The sequence below is a fragment of the Cryomorphaceae bacterium genome (assembly GCA_007695365.1).
In the GTDB taxonomy this organism is placed as follows: Bacteria; Bacteroidota; Bacteroidia; order Flavobacteriales_D; family SKUL01; genus SKUL01.
This window is the reverse complement of record REDV01000066.1, coordinates 45,322-61,740: the sequence shown is the minus strand read 5'-3', so window position 1 is coordinate 61,740 and position 16,419 is coordinate 45,322. Positions and strand designations below refer to the sequence as shown.

The window sequence follows — 16,419 nt, the reverse complement described above, 5'->3', positions numbered from 1 at the left end:
GAGGAAGGCTAAACCTGGACAGCACCATATTTACTTCGGGGCCTTGTCATAGCGAAATGTGGCTCGGCGTTGAAGTATGGGGAGACCCTACTGCCGCTCAGTTTCCCTTTTCGAATCAAGGCTACCTGCACATGACCAACAACAGCGTGATAGAGCACGCTTATATTGGTGCAATGGCTGCAAGCAGGCAGGGAAGCACGGAAAACAATCTGTTTCAGTTCAACGAAACAGGAGGAGTAATCAGGGCCTACAACAGCCGGTTCAGAAACAACCAACGAGATGTTCTTGTGCAAAACTACTTGTGGCTCAACAGCCAGGGCAGTGTTGACCCCAACCGGTGCTACTTCGAGAACTGTGATTTTCTTACAGACGGGCTTTTGAACAATCCGGCAATCATGCCTGATTACCATGTGCAATTGCACCGTGTGCAAGATGTAACTTTCAGAAACTGTTCATGGCGAAATACATCTCAGTTTGCAGATTTTGAAATTGACCAACGCGGAACGGGTCTTTATGCATTGCAAGCCACTTTTCGGGTTACCGGTCAAAATGAGCCTTATGAGGCAGCTCATGATGCATTGCCCATTTCTGATAATGTTCACCAGTGCTTTTACCAACTCTACAACGGTGTATTGGTTGTTGGGGCAGAAAACGACTACTTCACCGCAAGCAGGATGGAGTTTCAACACAATCAACGCGGTATGATTGTGTTTGGTGTGAGCCGCGAAAATATCACCTTCAACAATTTCCACATACCCGTACTTAACAGCAATTACCCTGAAGGAGGGTATGGAGCATACCTGGCCAACACGTATCTTTTTACCGTAGAAGAGAATAACTTCTTTGCCGATGAGGTTTCTGTTAACACGGGCTTAATCGTTGACAACAGCAACAAGGATGCATCATTTTCTCACCTTGAGGTTGACAATGAAGTGTACCGTAACACTTTCAACAAGTTGAATGTAGGTGTCAGCGTTGTCAATAACAACAGAGGCCCCATCAGAAATATGGGATTGCAAGCCCGATGCAATCAGTTTTCAGAGGCAGGTCGCGCAGATATTTTCCTCACCCCGGAAACAGAATGGAGAGACGATCAAGGTTCAGGGTTGCAGGTAGAATGGCTTACCAACAACGTCTTTTCATATCCCAACTACCCGGCGAGTTTTCCGTATCGTGATGTCCGTGTACATGAAACGTACGGTGCTAACTCTGGTTCAGGCTTGATGTTTCAATACTGGTGTCTGCAAGACGACCCTACCACCCAACCGGTTTTTGATGTAACAGACCCTCAACCGGAAGGGCAGGCACACATGGAGGTTACTCACAACATTTTGTACAACGGAGTTTTGCTCGACTTTGAAAATCACTGCCCGAGTAATTTCACTACACAAGGAGATGGAAAGTACCCGCTGGCAACATTGATGGAGAAGCAGGCAACCGCTGACAGCAATCTTGAGAGTGCACTTGCGCTTTACCAGGTAACCATTGATGGCGGTGAAACAGAAGATATTATTGATTTGTTGCAAAACATTCACAACGAAGAATCTGCCTATTTGCGTGATTTGCTGCTGGCCCGTTACCCGCTGAGCAGAGAAGCTTTGATGGCAGCCATTGATGCCGCCGAATCTTTTGACCCCTGGCACTTAACGCAAGTACTCGTGGCCAACTCGCGCTTGCCGGGTGATGTCTATACCTTCTTAAAAGATAACGCCATTCTTTCTCCATTTTTCATGCAATTCATTGATGATGCCCAGCAAAACAGTGGAGCGAGTCTGGCAAGGTTGCTTCATGCAGAAATTTCGCAGCGATGCAATGAAAAATCGCAAACTGAAAGAGCCATTCACCGCCATTTCTTATACCACCCTGATTCGATTGATCACGCTGCGTGGAATGCTTATCTTGAAAGCAGACCTGAGCCGCACTACAAACTGCATCGTATTGGAGCTTACTTGCGTTCGGGTAATACTGGAATGGCTCAAACTTTACTCGATTCGCTCGATGTTCATCCCGATAGGAAAGGTTGGGTGCAGTTTATGATCAATACCGCTACCGCAGACTCAATTACTGAAGCTCACCTTGCAACTGGTTGGGACTTCTTCTATAACGCGCCCTTGACACTTGGAGATGCTTGGGGCTGGCTGTACGCGCAGGGAGCTACCGACTCTCTTCCGCCTCAACCGGTCATCCTGGATCCGAAGTCCATGTCATCTGTCTCAAGCAAGATCGAAGAAAAACCCGAACGCTACCTCCAGGCGTGGCCCAACCCCACCAAAGACCGCGTGGTGCTCACCTACCCCAAAGAGGCCGAGGGGCTGGGCATGGTGCAAATCTTTAACCTTGATGGTCAGCTTATACGCGAGTTTGCCGCCAGCGATGCAGGTTTCCAGGAAATCTACGTTACCGGATGGCCCGCAGGTATCTACATTGCCAAACTCATTGTCAACAACAAAAATTTTGACACCGTAAAAATCAGTGTGGTGAAGTAATTGCTTCCCGAATAGCACCCAAGTGAAAAACCGGCTCCCGGATGGGGGTCGGTTTTTTGTGATTTAAACAAACTTTCCTTGTTTTAAGACAAATAGCCAATAATATCTCCGCTCAACTTGTCGGGATCACATTTTTCGAGTGGGTGTGGCCAGTCGGGATAGGAAACGAAATTTCCGGTGGGGAGTGATTTTGCTATAGCCATGGTTTCCTCTTCAGATACCATCTTGTCTAAGGTGCCGTGGCAGAGCACCACAGGAATCTTGATTTCCGCAAAGTCTGAAGGGCTCAAAGGCGGCTGATGACCCATGCTGAGCATCATGGTTGCTGTTTTTTCAAGCAGCATGCGCCACCCGGATTCTCCGTGCCGCTCTTTAAGCTCCCCGGCAAAGGCCGGGATTTTCTCCAATATCTTATCCGGATTGAGCATTGCAGCCTCTTTTTGTGCGCTTTCCGGGTTCCAATCGAACTTGGTTGCCAGCGTAACAATGGACTGGAAAGTTGCGGGTGCACGCCTTTCCAGATAAAGTGCAACGTAGCCCCCCATGCTGTAACCAAAGACATGAAACCTTCTCTCCGGAAAATCAGCCATGTAAGAAATTACCTCATCGGCAAACTGGTCAATTTCAAATCGCTCCTGAAAGGGAACGCCGCCGTGTCCGCTCAATCCTATACAGTGTACTTCAACATGACCGGAAAGTCTGGTGGCGAGTCCCTGAAGCTGAGCAGTGCTTCCCAACGCACCATGGAGTAGTAGTAGGTCGGTTTTCAATGTTTCAGAATGAATGGGAAAGCCGAAAGATAGCAAGTTTTCGTGGGGCTTTATTCCACCGGTTTTGAGTGAATGTATGTTCTCATCCAACCCTCAATCTTCCTTGTAAATAGCCACCTCCCGTCGTCCGTCGGAATGCTGCATGCCGCGGTACATGCCATCGGAGTTAAACACCAGTTCAATGTTTCCGGCTGCATCTGTGGCTATCAAACCGCCTTCACCATGAATGCGCGGCAATTTTTTGTGCACCACTTCGCGGCAGGCATCACGCAGCGATAGGCCCTTGTATTCCATCAGGCAGCTAACATCGTGGGCGGTTACCGCGCGCAGAAAAGGCTCTCCGTGACCGGTACAAGACACCGCGCAGGTCACATTGTTGGCGTAGTTGCCTGCGCCAATAATGGAGCTATCGCCAACCCTCCCGAATTTTTTGTTGGTCATGCCTCCGGTTGAGGTGGCAGCGGCAAGATTTCCGTGCAAGTCAATGGCCACAGCTCCCACAGTTCCCATTTTCTCGTTGGCCGGTAGGCTGTGGTCGAGCTGAGTGCGCCCTGCTGCGAGCGCTTCCTTCCACTGTTGGTGCCTAAACTCGTCGTAGAAGTAACCGGCATCGGCAAACTCCAGGTGGTGCAAACGGGCAAATTCCTCAGCCCCCTGACCAATCAGCATTACGTGGTCGCTGTGTTTCAGAATGGTTTCTGCCAATACAATCGGGTTTTTTATCTGGCTGATGCCCGACACGGCTCCGGCTTCCAGGGTTCTTCCGCACATAATGGCGGCATCCATATCGTGCGAGCCGATGTGGTTAAACACCGAGCCGCGTCCTGCATTGAACAGCGGATTGTTTTCCAATTCAACCACCGCCTCACGAACGGCTTCCAGCGCAGAACCACCACGCAACAATACTTCGTATCCTGCGCTCAGCGCCCTGTCTAAACCCTCGAGGTAAAGGGCTTCGCGCTCTGCTGACAAAGAATCGCGGGGTATGGTTCCCGCACCACCGTGTATGGCAATGCCAAAAGGTTTCATGTTCTGTTTTGGTTTTGCTTATGCTGTGGGCAAATATAGCCCGTAAGAACGGTTGCAACTCAGCAATTGTGAATGGCTGCAACAGAAATGAAAAAATCCCATCCAATCGGACGGGATTTTTGCGCCAGGGAATGGCTTATCTCTTACGAGAAAAAGCCGGCGATGCTGAGCCCTGTCAGAAACAGGGCAATACCTATGCGGAAAATTTTGTGGCTGCTTATGTGGCTTTGCTGGGGTGCCCAACCTGCTGTTCTTGCTTTCATGGCTCCTTGCGTTTTAATGTTTGAGCCTGATTATACGATGCTAACAACTTGAAAGTTACATTGTGCGCAATTGCAGGTCTAAATCTTAGTTTTGTCACTTCTCCGGCAGCGATGAATAAGAACGAACTGGCTAAAGTTTTAGGAGCATCTTTGAACTACGCGGAGGTGCGGGGATTTGCGGGGTATGATCCGTATGACGCCTTGAACACTTCCTGGAAGTGGCTGAAAAAAGGCAAATGGCCACCTGTACTGGCCATACAGGTGATGAAGCGCAATCCAATCAACCTGCGGAGTTTGATGGGTATAAAGCCTGTGCAGAATGCCAAAGGCCTTGGGCTGTTTCTGGAAGCGTTGGCCCTACTCGAAAAACAAAATCCGGGAACTTACCGCGAGCAGATTCAGGAGCTGCTATTGGCCTTGAAAAGCAATGCCACCCCAGGTTACTCAGGCACGTGTTGGGGTTATCCTTTTGATTGGGCCAGTCCGGTGAAGGTGTTGCCCGCAGGCTCGCCCACCATTGTGGCCACGGGCTTTGTAGCCAAAGGATTGTACGAAGCCGCTAGTTGTGGCGACTTTCCGCTGGCAGAGGAGCTTTTGAAAGGAATCGAGCTATTTATTCTGAACGATTTGCCTCGCTTTGAAGACGAAACAGGCCTTTGTATCAGCTACAGCACCGTGAAAAAGGATTGCTGCTACAACGCAACCATGCTCGCTGCAGGTTATTTTGCACGCTTGTACAAACTTTCGGGTGATGAGGAGCATCGAACGCTGGCCACGCGCATTGCAGAATTTGTGGTTCAAAGGCAACAGCCCGACGGTCGGTGGGACTACAGCGTTGACCTCGACACAGGAAAAGTTCGCGTTCAAACCGATTTTCACCAGGGGTTTATTTTAGACAGCCTCATCGAAACCATGCAATACCTCGGCGAACGTCCGAAGCCTTGGGTGGATGCCCTTACTCACGGAGCAGACTTTTACTTTGAACAGCAATTCGCCATCAACGGTCGAAGCTATTTCCGCTTGCCACGGCGCTTTCCTGCCGATGTACACCATCAGGCCCAGGGAATCATCACTGCCTGCAGACTCAGGAACATGGGCAGAGATGAATCCGACAGGGCCCACCGCATGACCGCGTGGGCATTGAAACACCTCTACGACGGCAAGGGCTCCTTTTATTACCGCTACTTTGCGTGGTTTACTGACAAAACCCGCTACATGCGATGGGGGCAGGCATGGATGACACTCGCCCTGGCACTTTACCACACAAGCTATGCACAAGACCAACCGGAATAAGCGTATCCTCTTGTACGTAGGGCATCCCGCGCACTATCACAATCTCAAATGGGTGGCGAAGTCGCTTCAGGATGAGGGCGCCGAAGTACTGTTCGTGGCCCGTCAGAAAGATGTGCTGTTCAAACTGATGAAGAATTGTCCCTTTGAGACCATTTTTCTGCCGGCCCGCGACGGCGATAGCAAGTTGGGGCTTATCCAGTCTGTATTGCAGCGCGAGTGGAAAATGCTCACAATCATCCGAAGATTCAGGCCCGATATTATGGCCGGAACAGATATCGTGATTGCGCATTTGGGCAGCTTGTTGGGCATTCCATCGGTGCTAATCAATGAGGACGACCTCGACCAGGTGCCGCTCTTTGCGCGTTACGGCGTGCGGTTTTGCTCGCTCAACCTGGCGCCGGCTGTGTGCCGCGTGCAAGGCTATGAGCACAAAACACAGCTGTACGACAGCTACCACGAACTGGCCTACCTTCATCCGGAACTTTTTTCTCCCGACAAGGATCTGATAAGACCCTACATCCGCGCAGACGAACCTTACTTCATTCTGCGCTTTGCAAGCCTCACCGCCCATCACGACGATGGTAAGAAAGGCATTACTGATGACCTTGCTAACGAGTTAATTGCCATGCTCAACAACCATGGGCGGGTATATATCACATCCGAACGCGCTCTTCCCGAAAGCCTTGAGCAATACCGCACGTCTATTCCCCCGGAGGTGATGCACCACGCCATGGCTTTTGCCGGGTTGTACATTGGCGATAGTCAGACCATGGCGGCCGAAGCCGCAGTACTTGGTACACCTTCTGTTCGCTTCAATGATTTTGTGGGTAAACTGAGCTATCTCGATGAATTGGAGCACAAGTATGAATTGACAATTGGAATTCCTACCGACCGGCCTGAGCGCCTTCTTCAGGTAGTGGGGGATATGCTTCGCGACCCGCAATTGAAGGATAGTTGGTCTGCCCGAAGATGGCAGATGCTCAGTGAAAAAAAGAACCTCGCTGTGATTTGGACAGATGTGCTTCTTCACTATCCATATCGGCAATCATTCAATGATTTGAGATTCGCTATTCCGAACGGTTAATTAGATTGTTAAAAACTTTTAATCCCGCTTTTCAGAAGGCTTGAGGAGGACGGTACTTTTAGTCACTCGACCTAACCAATCTATCCCGGCCAGAAAATGCAGTTTTCAGCCCACGCAAGTAAAGGATTAACACAGGATGTGTTTGATTTTGCCCGTCCTTTTATAGGCAAAAGCAAGATGACCCTGATGCATACCACAAATCGAGATGATCTGAAAGACAGCTCTGAAAACGCCAATGTGGTCGTCAATACCGCGCGGGTGAATGATATTCGGGGTATCAATCATTTCTTCAGATTGGTGAATGCGAATCTCAATAATGGTGGTCGATTTATTGGCTGCATGGAAACGCTTGAAAACCGCAAAGCGCGTTTGCATAAAAAATATCCACCGTTTCTGAACAGGCTTTATTACACGGCTGACTTTGTGTTGAAACGCATTTTTCCCAAACTATCTGTGACCCGCAGTATTTACTTCAGGCTTACTGGCGGAAGAAACCGTGCCCTCTCCAAAGCCGAAGTATTGGGCCGTTTGGTGTATTGCGGTTTCAGTATTGAAGCCGTAAAAGTGATTGACAACCTTCTTTTTTTCGCGGTGAGTAAAAAAGGTCAGCCCCTCACCGAACCGGAACCAAGTACTGGGTTGCTGCTCAAAATAGGCCGTATTGGAAAGCTTGGGAAACGCATTACCGTGTATAAATTCAGAACGATGCACCCTTACGCCCAGTACATTCAGGAGTATGTGTACGAGCAAAACAACCTGCAGGCCGGTGGGAAATTCAGCAACGATTTCCGAATCACCAAGTGGGGCAGGTTTATGCGCCGATTCTGGATTGATGAGATTCCCATGATTTGGAATATTTTGCGCGGTGACCTCAAAATTGTAGGCGTGCGCCCGCTGAGTGACCACTATCTCAGCCTGTACTCCGAAGAGCACAAGCAGGTTCGTCTTCAGGGAAAACCGGGATTGATTCCACCTTTTTATGCCGATTTGCCCCATAATTTGCAGGAAATCATGGAGTCTGAGGCAAGATATATCAAGGCGTATTTAAAATCGCCTATCACCACCGATTTCAATTATGGTTTCAAAGCGTTTAATAATATTGTGCTGAGAAAAGCACGAAGCGCTTGAAACTGGTTCGAACACTTTTGTTGGTTGCATTTGGCCTGCCTTACATCTCACAGGCACAGTTGGTTTATCAGCCGGTATCAACCACGGTGTACGATTTTGTGGATGAGCTGGCTAACCTTAAACTCATCGAGGTAAACAGTGCCATCAAGCCGTATTCGCGTGAGCGCATTTCAGACTGGCTTCACGGTGTGCAGGATTCGCTTGCGCATGAGCTCAATCGCAGGCAAAGGCAGGAGCTGGAGTACTACCTGCGCGATTTCGGAAAGGAAACACACATAGGTAAAGACTGGAACCGACGTTGGGATCTGTTTTACCACAGTGATTCTACCTTCAAGGTAACGGTCAATCCGCTGGGTGGCGGAATGGGCTGGCTCAACGAGAACGGTCTTGTATTTCAGCGCACCATTGGCGGTGAAGCCTGGGCAACTTTCGGCAAGAATCTCGGAGCTTACGTTCGCCTGCGCGATAGTGGAGTAAACGAGATTTTGAGTGCGCATCACCATCTGACTGTTCTTCCCGGCCACAATTACAAGTACAATCAGGGTGAGTTTATTGGGGGGCAGCGAAGTGATTTCAGCGAGATCATGGCGGGCATTCACTACAGTTGGAAGTGGGGAAGTATCGGTTTGGTGAAAGATCGTCCGCAGTGGGGAAATACTTACCGCCACGCCAACATTTTATCCGGCCGGGCACCGTCATTTGTCTATCTCGATTTTAAACTCAACCCGGTGCACTGGTTTGAATTCAACTATATACATGGTTGGCTTGTGAGCGAAGAAATTGACAGCGCCAGAACCTATCTCACGCCCCATGGTCAACGGCAGGTGTTTATGAACAAGAACATTGCAATCAATATGTTCACCATCAAGCCGGTAAAGAACTTGTTTGTGTCGGTGGGTAATTCCATGATTTACAGTGAAACAGGTTTACAACCACTGTACTTCATCCCGTTTATGTTTTTCAGGGCGGTAGATCATACTTACAGCGGCGCCGGCAGCAGCCAGGTGGGGCAAAACGCGCAGATGTTTGCCGATATCAGTGTTCGAAGTCTGAAGAAAATTCACTGGTATGCAACCTGGTTTTTAGATGAATTGAGCATCCGCAATCTCACCGATTCAGAACTGCACACCAACATCTGGAGCATTAAAACAGGAGCGAGGTACAGCAACATCCTTCCCAACCTTGATGTCACGGCAGAATATACCCGCACCTATCCATGGACCTATCGCCACCAGATTGCCAGTACCACCTACGAAAGCAATCGCTACAACCTGGGGCACTATCTCGGTGAAAACGGACAGGAACTATATGCCGAAATCAGCTACCGCCCCATTCGTCGTTTCAGAACTTCGGTCTATTCGGTATGGGCCGAAAAAGGTCCTGCTCATGTGTACGACATCGTTTTTGGAAACGCCAATGTTATGGGGCTTGAATTCATGGAGTTCGTTGATTGGAAATCCTGGGAAATCGGGTTGCGCGTAGACTACGAGGTGGTACACGATGCAAGATTATTTCTGAGCGGGGTGTACCGAAACGTCAGCGGTAATGAGCACTATGCGCATCCCTTTCTGATGAGAGAAACCGTAACCATTCAGGCAGGGGCCTATTTTGGATTCTGAAATCAGTGAGTGAGATACTGCATCTGAAAAAGTTGCAATTGCAACTCGTACATCCGCATCATAGCCCGCATGAGTTCATCCTCACGTTTTTTACGAGATTTAAAACCTTTCACAGGTTTCAGTTTGTCGCCCAAATCCAGCTCGTTGGGAGAAACCTTGTCGCCCTTGCCTGATTTTTTATTGTTCTTCTTTCTTTTCCGCTCCGGAAAATCATCCTCGGTTCGGTTAAAGTTGTATCGCAGCCCAACAGTGGCAAAAGCGTACTTGTCGCGAGCTGAGCGGTCACGCGCCCAAGTCTCAAGCCGGTCGGTCATTACGTTGTTCAGTGTAACCTGGGCGTTTACATCCAGCCTGTGATTGAGCATATAACCTGCAGTAACTCCCACAGGAATGTTCATGGTTCGGGCCATGGGTGCCCGCTCCATGTTCTGGTAGCGCTGCGTGGCAGGTTCATCCTGGGTTGTGTAACCTTCAAAATCCCGAACCAATTCAGGGCCTTCTCCCCAGAAACTCAGTGAGCGGTAAAAAGTAACACCTCCGCCAATCTCAGCCAGCAGGTAAAACCGGCCTTTGTGATCGGGTTTGGAAACGGCACCTACCAGGTCAAAGCTGAGCATGAGGTTGATGGCTTGATAATCTGTTTCGAAACGCACATGAGGAGATTCATTTCCAACCGCTCTTCCACCACTCAACGTTCCTTTGTCGTATTGCAACTTGGCAGCCAATCCGTATTTGATTTCGCGACGGGCAAAAACGCTCCAGTTGTAACCGGTGTTTCCACTCAATTGATCGAGCGGAGGGGCTATTTTGTAGGCCGCTAAATCTCCCAAAAACCAACTAACGCCCACATTGCCTCCCAGCGAGAAACCGTTAAAAATTTTAGGAGGTTGGCCCGAAGGTTTTTTCTGCAGAAGCAATGAGTGCCTTGTAAGGTCTGTTTCTGCATTCGGGTTGTGTGGCTCTGAAAAGCCGTAATGTGTACACAAGCAAAGGCTTAGTGCTGTGAGGGCGAGGCGACGCATAGGGAAACAGATTGGCATGTTCAAATATGCAGGTCATTTTTACCACTACCAAGTTTTGAGCCCCAAAATTGTCACCGCGTTTTTGTTGAAAACAATCCCTCGCTTCCGGCTGCCTTTGGCACGGTGAAGCTATCATTGTAACTGCACATGAAATGGCTCATTCTCATCGGTTGTGTAGCGGTTTTTACAATGCCCCGGTTGGGTCTGGCCCAACCCATAGATTATATTGAACGCAGTTACTACCAAAGCGCCGAATCGCAAAATGCCGCGCTATCGGCAGCGCGCTACGCCGAGGAGGCCTACCAGTATTCACTTCAAGCGGGAAACCGACCGGACCTGTCTGACTTTAGGGCCGATGTTGATACGGTGTTGTTCTACATCCGTAAATCCGATGAGTTGGCAGAGAGCGCATTAAGCCTCATGCTGCCCAATGACACCGTTGAATATCTGCTTAAAACCGGTGTAAAGCGATTGAGCATTGCCGACGAAGTGCTGCGCCATGTTTATCCTTTCAACAAACTGGCCCGAATGCAGGCCTATGTAGAAGCTGTGTTGAGTGACCTTATGCACGCCAAAATTGATTTCTTCAAGGCGTCGCTGCATCTTGCAAAGGATTTGAAACCTGACGAGGAAGATTTTCAATATCAGCAGCTCGAAACAGATTTTCATGTGGCTCGATTGGATGCCGATGAGCAGGCATTTACGCGGTTGTTGCTCGATCTGGAAGAAAAACTCACCGCACTCAACGAGCGGATCAAGGAACTTCAAGACCGCATTGCGCAAACAACCGATCCAGACGAGCGAGCACGACTGGAGCAGGAGTTGGCCGCCCTGCTGGCAGAGAAAGAGCGATTGGATGACCTTTTCCTGAAAGCCAACAAGCAAATGCAGAAAATACGGGTGGAGCAGGATGATACAATTGCAGGAGAATCAGGTGGTGAGAGCACCGGTCAGGGGTCGGAGGGTAGCTTTGAAACCGATCGCCACGGCTATTATGACGACCGAAACGTAGGTATCAACGAGCCGTTGCCCGAAGGGCTGGTGTACAGAATACAGCTCGGTTATTTCTTTAAAGCGGATGGTCAGGATGCTTTTCACGGTCTTTTTCCGATTACCGGCGAGGACCTTGGCGACGGAAAAATCCGCTACTACGCGGGCATGTTCACAAGCTATGAAGATGCTTCGCGCGCCAAAGCATACATTCGCGAGAAACGAATTGGCGATGCATTTGTGGTTCCTTATCTTGACGGCAAAAAAATCAACATCAAGCGAGCCATCGAAGCAGAGCAGGAACTGAACGAATAAATACCCCAACCTTTAGTGGTTGGTTGATAGGACACCCTCTAAACATGAGCAACACTCCTGAACATCCTATTCTCTTTTACGACGGTCTTTGCGGTTTATGCAATCGCTCGGTGCAATGGGTGTTGAAGTACGACAAAAAGGAGGTCTTTCGCTTTGCGACTTTGCAGGGTAAAATTGCCGAAGAGCACCTCACTACTGCACAACGGCAAAACCTGAATTCTGTGGTGGTATTTGAAGCGGGAACCAGCCACGAAAAATCAGCAGCGTTTTTCAATATCGTTCGTCATTTGCGGGGATGGCCGCGTATTTTTCAGATATTCAGTTGGCTGCCCCGGTCATTTGCCAATGTTATCTACGATTGGGTTGCGCGCAACCGCTATCGCTGGTTCGGAAAACTGGACGCTTGTCCCATGCCCGATCCGGAAGTGAGAGAGCGTTTTCTGGACGACTATTGAGCTTTGGTCAATTCGTGAAAACGGTCAGGGTAATCCGTAATCAAGCCATCCACACCGTAATCCAACATCTGCTGCATGGCGGGCTTTTCGTTCACCGTCCAGGGGTATATCAACATTCCTTTACTGTGGCACCACTTTACCAAATCGGGAGTAACCATCACGTAATACGGACTGTAAATCTCCGGCACAAAACCCAACTTCTCAATGTTTTTGGGGCCACCAAGGTTGTTGTCAATCAGCAACGCAAGCCGCACTTCAGGAGCGAGTTGGCGGTAAGCTTGCAATACCCGAATATCAAAACTCTGCACAGTACTTTGTTCGGTGATGTTTTTCTCCTTCAGTAGATTGTGCAGCAATTCAACAAAAACTTCGGGTCGCGGGTGGTACGAATCGTCGGTGTGGGGCCGCGATTTTATCTCCATGTTCCACTCCGGAAGCGATATGTTGTGCATCCTGCAATGGTCATGTACCTGATCGATTACATCGGCCAAACGCGGTTTGGAAACCCGAAAATTCTCCTGGTGCGGAAAGCGCGGATGAGGTTTTGAGCCACAATCAAACGCGGCAATTTCCTCGTAGGTCATCTTGTAAATGTTGTACTCCAGCGCCTGATTATCGCCAAATTCCCTTCCCTCGGGATCCAGGCAAATATCTGAGTTGAAATATGGCTCGTGCGATACAATCAATTCATTTTCTGCCGAAACGGCCAAATCCAATTCCAGCGTGGTCACACCAATTTCAACAGCTTTGATAAAAGCAGGAATGGTGTTTTCAGGCATCAAACCGCGGCATCCACGATGACCTTGCAGGTTGAATTCGCGCGTGGTTTCTTCCGTTGTACATTGGGCCATAAGCGTGGCAAAGAGGCCAAAGATGGTGATTGTTTTTGTAAACTGCGCCGTACTCGCTTTCATCAACAAAGGTGTTTTTGCGAAGGTACAACACTGTGGCGGCCTGCAATTGCTTTGCGAAGTTATCTTTGTGCAAAGTTGAAATGAGACGCTTCTTACAGATTTCTGCAGTGGTGATGCTGGTTTTTTTGGGACTGGCAGCGGGGTTCTTAGTGTACCTCAAGAGCGTGTCTAAGCTGCAACCACCCGATGTGCAGGATAAAGATTTGATGTTGCTCAAAGCGGAACACCTCAGCCACACCGATCGCAGACTAGGAGAATCGTTTCTGGTGCTTAACAACGACGGAAATTGGGAGATGTACCTCGAAGGCAACGCCTTTCGCAGGGGAGTGGTGCACGGCAAACTCGCCGAAGATCTGCTCTATGTGCAGGAGAAGCATTTCATTGACCAGATCCGTGAACTGGTTCCCAATGAAAGCTACCTTCGCTTTCTGAAGTACCTCGTGGGCTTCTTCAACAGAAACATGAATAAGCATGTCATCAACGAGTACCAGCAGGAAATTTTCGGAGTGGCCATGCACATGCCCGATACTTTTGATTTTGTAAGCCAGAAGTACGACCGCGCCATGAACTACCACGCGGCTCACGATATTGGTCACGCGCTACAAAACCTTGCTCTTGTGGGGTGTACCTCATTTGCCACCGAAGATGAAGACAGCGAACTGGTGGTGGGGCGCAATTTTGATTTTTATGTGGGCGATGGCTTCGCCGAGAATAAAATTGTGGCGCTCGTAAAACCCGACAGCGGCTATGCCTTTCTTTCGGTAACATGGCCGGGAATGATTGGTGTGGTATCGGGGATGAATCAGGCCGGCTTAACCATCACCCTCAACGCGGCCCCCTCGGAGGTTCCCACGTCGTCGGCCACACCCATTTCTATTCTGGCGCGCGAAATTTTGCAATACGCTTCCACCATTGATGAGGCCCTTGCCATTGCCCGAAAGCGGCAAACCTTTGTGTCAGAATCGCTGCTGATTGCCTCTGCTCGCGACGACGCTGCTGCCATTATCGAGAAAACACCCCATGAAGCGCATCTCTTTCGCCCCGAAACATTTCCGTTGGTTTGTTCCAATCACTTTCAGAGCGAGGCCCTGAGCGAAACCGAACTCAACCAAACCTGGAAAGAAACCTCCGACTCGCCCTATCGCTATAAACTGATGCACAGCTTGCTCGATACCGCGTCGCTACACCCTGAACACATAGCAGACCTTCTTCGCCACAAAGGCGGAGTGGGAGGAGAGTCGCTCGGGCTTGGGAACCCCATGGCCATCAATCAGCTTATTGCGCACCACGGTGTTATCTTCAAGCCCTCATCCGGTATGGCGTGGGTGTCTTCCTCACCCTGGCAAATGGGCGCCTTTACCGCTTATGATTTGAACGCTATTTTTGGCGAAAATGCCCCGCAGCCCGGCAAGGCAATGTCTGTGGATAGCTTGCGCATCGCTCCGCACCCATGGGTGCAAACACCGGCCATGATGGATTTTGAGCGTTTCAGAGGCTGGACTTCCTCCATGCAGCGGGTGTTGCGAAACCGCGAGGCTTTTGAAGACGAGCTGTCTTTGGATGATTACATCGCCCTCAATCCGGATTATTACCTGGGCTATGCGCTGGTGGGCGAGTATTGGTTGCAGCGCGGCCAGCCCGCTAAAGCCAGACCTTATTTGGAAAAAGCGCTGCGAAAACCACTTCCTTACGCTTCGGTGAAAAGAGATTTAAACGATTTGCTCGATCAAGCCCAACCATGAAAAAAGACTCCGCAACGGAAAACATTGACTTTGCTGCACCGGAGTTCATTGCGCACATGCAGGATGAGAAGCTGCGCGAACAAGTAGCCTATATGGCTGAGTACTCTCCTTATTACCGAACGCTCTTTGCAGAGATGAACATCCGCGCTGAAGAAATTCGGACGGTGGCAGATTTGCAGCAACTTCCGGTAACCACCAAGGAGGATCTGCATTTGCACAACGAAGATTTTTTCTGTGTGCCCCGCAAAGAAATCATTGACTATGTAACCACCAGTGGCACACTTGGCGACCCTGTGGTGGTGGCACTCACAGAGAATGATTTGCAGCGGCTGGCCTACAATGAGGCTCGATCTTTTGCCGTGGCAGGATTCACCAGCGATGATGTTTTTCAGCTTATGACCACCATTGACCGCCGCTTTATGGCAGGTATGGCCTATTTTCTGGGCGCCCGCGAGCTGGGTGCCGGTGTGGTGCGCGTAGGTTCTGGTATGCCCGAATTGCAGTGGGATTCTATTATGCGACTCAGGCCCACTGTGCTGGTGGCGGTTCCCTCTTTTTTGGTGAAGATGATTGACTACGCAAGAGAACATAATATCGACTTTCAAAACAGTTCGGTGAAGAAGGCGATTTGCATCGGCGAACCGCTCCGCAACGCAGATTTTTCGCTAAATACATTGGGAAAACGGATAGCGGATCACTGGCCCATTGATTTACATACAACCTATGCCTCTACCGAAATGTCAACCGCTTTTACCGAATGCGAGCACGGTGTGGGTGGGCATCAATTGCCTGAACTTATAGTGGTTGAGCTGCTGGATGATCATCATTTGCCCGTTGGCGATGGCGAAGTGGGCGAGGTGGTGATTACAACCCTCGGAGTGGAAGGAACGCCGCTGTTGCGTTACAAAACCGGTGACCTCTGTATAGCACACCGCGATCCATGCGCCTGTGGAAGAACCACCATGCGATTGAGTCCGGTGGTGGGGCGCAAACAGCAAATGATAAAATTCAAAGGAACCACTCTTTACCCGCCCGCACTGTATGACGTGCTGCATCACATTGACGGAGTGGACGACTACCTTGTGGAGGTTTACACCAACGACCTCGGCACCGATGCCATTCGGGTATGTTTGGCGTCATCGCGCAATGACGACAAGTTCATCAAAGTGATTAAAGACCGGTTCAGGGCCAGGTTACGCGTTGCACCCGATATTGTGTTTTGCGATGCCGCCGAAATCAAGCGCCGTAAATTTCCGGAAATGAGCAGAAAACCGGTGGTGTTTTTTGATTTGCGCAAAGCATAGACCTC

The 16,419-nt window shown here is 49.7% G+C and carries 14 protein-coding genes; 10 read left to right on the top strand and 4 right to left on the bottom strand.

Annotated elements, in window-relative coordinates; genetic code table 11:
* Positions 1–56 precede the first annotated feature (56 nt).
* On the top strand, positions 57–2,486 hold the full coding sequence (locus EA392_04770) for a T9SS C-terminal target domain-containing protein (GenBank protein ID TVR40110.1): 2,430 nt from the start codon (positions 57–59) through the stop codon (positions 2,484–2,486).
* An 83-nt stretch (positions 2,487–2,569) separates the two neighbouring features.
* Here the strand turns inward: EA392_04770 and EA392_04765 are convergent, their stop codons facing one another.
* Both EA392_04765 and EA392_04760 read right to left on the bottom strand, forming a co-directional pair.
* A complete protein-coding gene (locus tag EA392_04765; GenBank protein TVR40109.1) occupies positions 2,570–3,346 on the bottom strand; it encodes an alpha/beta fold hydrolase in 777 nt (258 codons plus the stop codon).
* A 3-nt stretch (positions 3,347–3,349) separates the two neighbouring features.
* Positions 3,350–4,285, bottom strand: a complete 936-nt coding sequence (locus tag EA392_04760; GenBank protein ID TVR40108.1) for an isoaspartyl peptidase/L-asparaginase — start codon at positions 4,283–4,285, stop codon at positions 3,350–3,352.
* A 20-nt stretch (positions 4,286–4,305) separates the two neighbouring features.
* On the opposite strand from EA392_04760, the gene EA392_04755 reads away from it, so the two are divergent.
* The 5 genes from EA392_04755 to EA392_04735 all read left to right on the top strand — a co-directional run bounded on the left by EA392_04755 (position 4,306) and on the right by EA392_04735 (position 9,672).
* Positions 4,306–4,572, top strand: a complete 267-nt coding sequence (locus EA392_04755; GenBank protein TVR40107.1) for a hypothetical protein — start codon at positions 4,306–4,308, stop codon at positions 4,570–4,572.
* Positions 4,573–4,659: 87 nt separating this feature from the next.
* Positions 4,660–5,841 (top strand): hypothetical protein, encoded by a 1,182-nt coding sequence (locus EA392_04750; GenBank protein ID TVR40106.1) that lies wholly within the window; start codon positions 4,660–4,662, stop codon positions 5,839–5,841.
* Entirely contained in the window at positions 5,819–6,925 is a 1,107-nt protein-coding gene (locus tag EA392_04745; protein TVR40105.1) for a DUF354 domain-containing protein, read from the top strand. Before EA392_04750 ends, EA392_04745 begins: the two co-directional genes overlap by 23 nt.
* A gap of 96 nt (positions 6,926–7,021) precedes the next feature.
* Positions 7,022–8,053 (top strand): sugar transferase, encoded by a 1,032-nt coding sequence (locus tag EA392_04740; protein ID TVR40104.1) that lies wholly within the window; start codon positions 7,022–7,024, stop codon positions 8,051–8,053.
* Entirely contained in the window at positions 8,050–9,672 is a 1,623-nt protein-coding gene (locus EA392_04735; protein TVR40103.1) for a hypothetical protein, read from the top strand. The genes EA392_04740 and EA392_04735 overlap by 4 nt, the downstream gene beginning before the upstream one ends.
* A 2-nt stretch (positions 9,673–9,674) precedes the next feature.
* Here the strand turns inward: EA392_04735 and EA392_04730 are convergent, their stop codons facing one another.
* Complete coding sequence (locus EA392_04730) at positions 9,675–10,658, bottom strand: hypothetical protein (protein TVR40102.1); 984 nt, start codon at positions 10,656–10,658, stop codon at positions 9,675–9,677.
* 183 nt (positions 10,659–10,841) lie between these two features.
* Here EA392_04730 and EA392_04725 point away from each other — a divergent pair, with 183 nt between their 5' ends.
* Both EA392_04725 and EA392_04720 read left to right on the top strand, forming a co-directional pair.
* On the top strand, positions 10,842–11,999 hold the full coding sequence (locus EA392_04725) for a hypothetical protein (GenBank protein ID TVR40101.1): 1,158 nt from the start codon (positions 10,842–10,844) through the stop codon (positions 11,997–11,999).
* 44 nt (positions 12,000–12,043) lie between these two features.
* A complete protein-coding gene (locus tag EA392_04720) occupies positions 12,044–12,454 on the top strand; it encodes a DUF393 domain-containing protein (protein TVR40100.1) in 411 nt (136 codons plus the stop codon).
* On the opposite strand, the gene EA392_04715 is transcribed toward EA392_04720, so the two are convergent.
* Positions 12,448–13,368 (bottom strand): glycerophosphodiester phosphodiesterase, encoded by a 921-nt coding sequence (locus tag EA392_04715; GenBank protein TVR40099.1) that lies wholly within the window; start codon positions 13,366–13,368, stop codon positions 12,448–12,450. The genes EA392_04720 and EA392_04715 overlap by 7 nt on opposite strands.
* 80 nt (positions 13,369–13,448) lie before the next feature.
* Between EA392_04715 and EA392_04710 the strand changes: the two genes are divergently transcribed.
* Together EA392_04710 and EA392_04705 are read left to right on the top strand one after the other, a co-directional pair.
* Positions 13,449–15,110: a hypothetical protein gene (locus tag EA392_04710; GenBank protein TVR40098.1), complete on the top strand. Its 1,662-nt coding sequence runs from the start codon at positions 13,449–13,451 to the stop codon at positions 15,108–15,110.
* Positions 15,107–16,414, top strand: coding sequence for a phenylacetate--CoA ligase family protein (locus tag EA392_04705; protein ID TVR40097.1), 1,308 nt, complete (start codon positions 15,107–15,109; stop codon positions 16,412–16,414). The genes EA392_04710 and EA392_04705 overlap by 4 nt, the downstream gene beginning before the upstream one ends.
* Positions 16,415–16,419: the final 5 nt, after the last annotated feature.

Excerpts from the sequence above, each read along its gene's own strand:
- EA392_04750 (TVR40106.1), top strand. The coding sequence starts at position 4,660 with ATGAATAAGAACGAACTGGCTAAAGTTTTAGGAGCATCTTTGAACTAC.
- EA392_04725 (TVR40101.1), top strand. The coding sequence starts at position 10,842 with ATGAAATGGCTCATTCTCATCGGTTGTGTAGCGGTTTTTACAATGCCC.
- EA392_04755 (TVR40107.1), top strand. The coding sequence starts at position 4,306 with ATGCTGTGGGCAAATATAGCCCGTAAGAACGGTTGCAACTCAGCAATT.
- EA392_04740 (TVR40104.1), top strand. The coding sequence starts at position 7,022 with ATGCAGTTTTCAGCCCACGCAAGTAAAGGATTAACACAGGATGTGTTT.
- EA392_04770 (TVR40110.1), top strand. The coding sequence starts at position 57 with ATGTGGCTCGGCGTTGAAGTATGGGGAGACCCTACTGCCGCTCAGTTT.
- EA392_04760 (TVR40108.1), bottom strand. The coding sequence starts at position 4,285 with ATGAAACCTTTTGGCATTGCCATACACGGTGGTGCGGGAACCATACCC.
- EA392_04720 (TVR40100.1), top strand. The coding sequence starts at position 12,044 with ATGAGCAACACTCCTGAACATCCTATTCTCTTTTACGACGGTCTTTGC.
- EA392_04715 (TVR40099.1), bottom strand. The coding sequence starts at position 13,368 with ATGAAAGCGAGTACGGCGCAGTTTACAAAAACAATCACCATCTTTGGC.
- EA392_04705 (TVR40097.1), top strand. The coding sequence starts at position 15,107 with ATGAAAAAAGACTCCGCAACGGAAAACATTGACTTTGCTGCACCGGAG.
- EA392_04745 (TVR40105.1), top strand. The coding sequence starts at position 5,819 with ATGCACAAGACCAACCGGAATAAGCGTATCCTCTTGTACGTAGGGCAT.
- EA392_04710 (TVR40098.1), top strand. The coding sequence starts at position 13,449 with ATGAGACGCTTCTTACAGATTTCTGCAGTGGTGATGCTGGTTTTTTTG.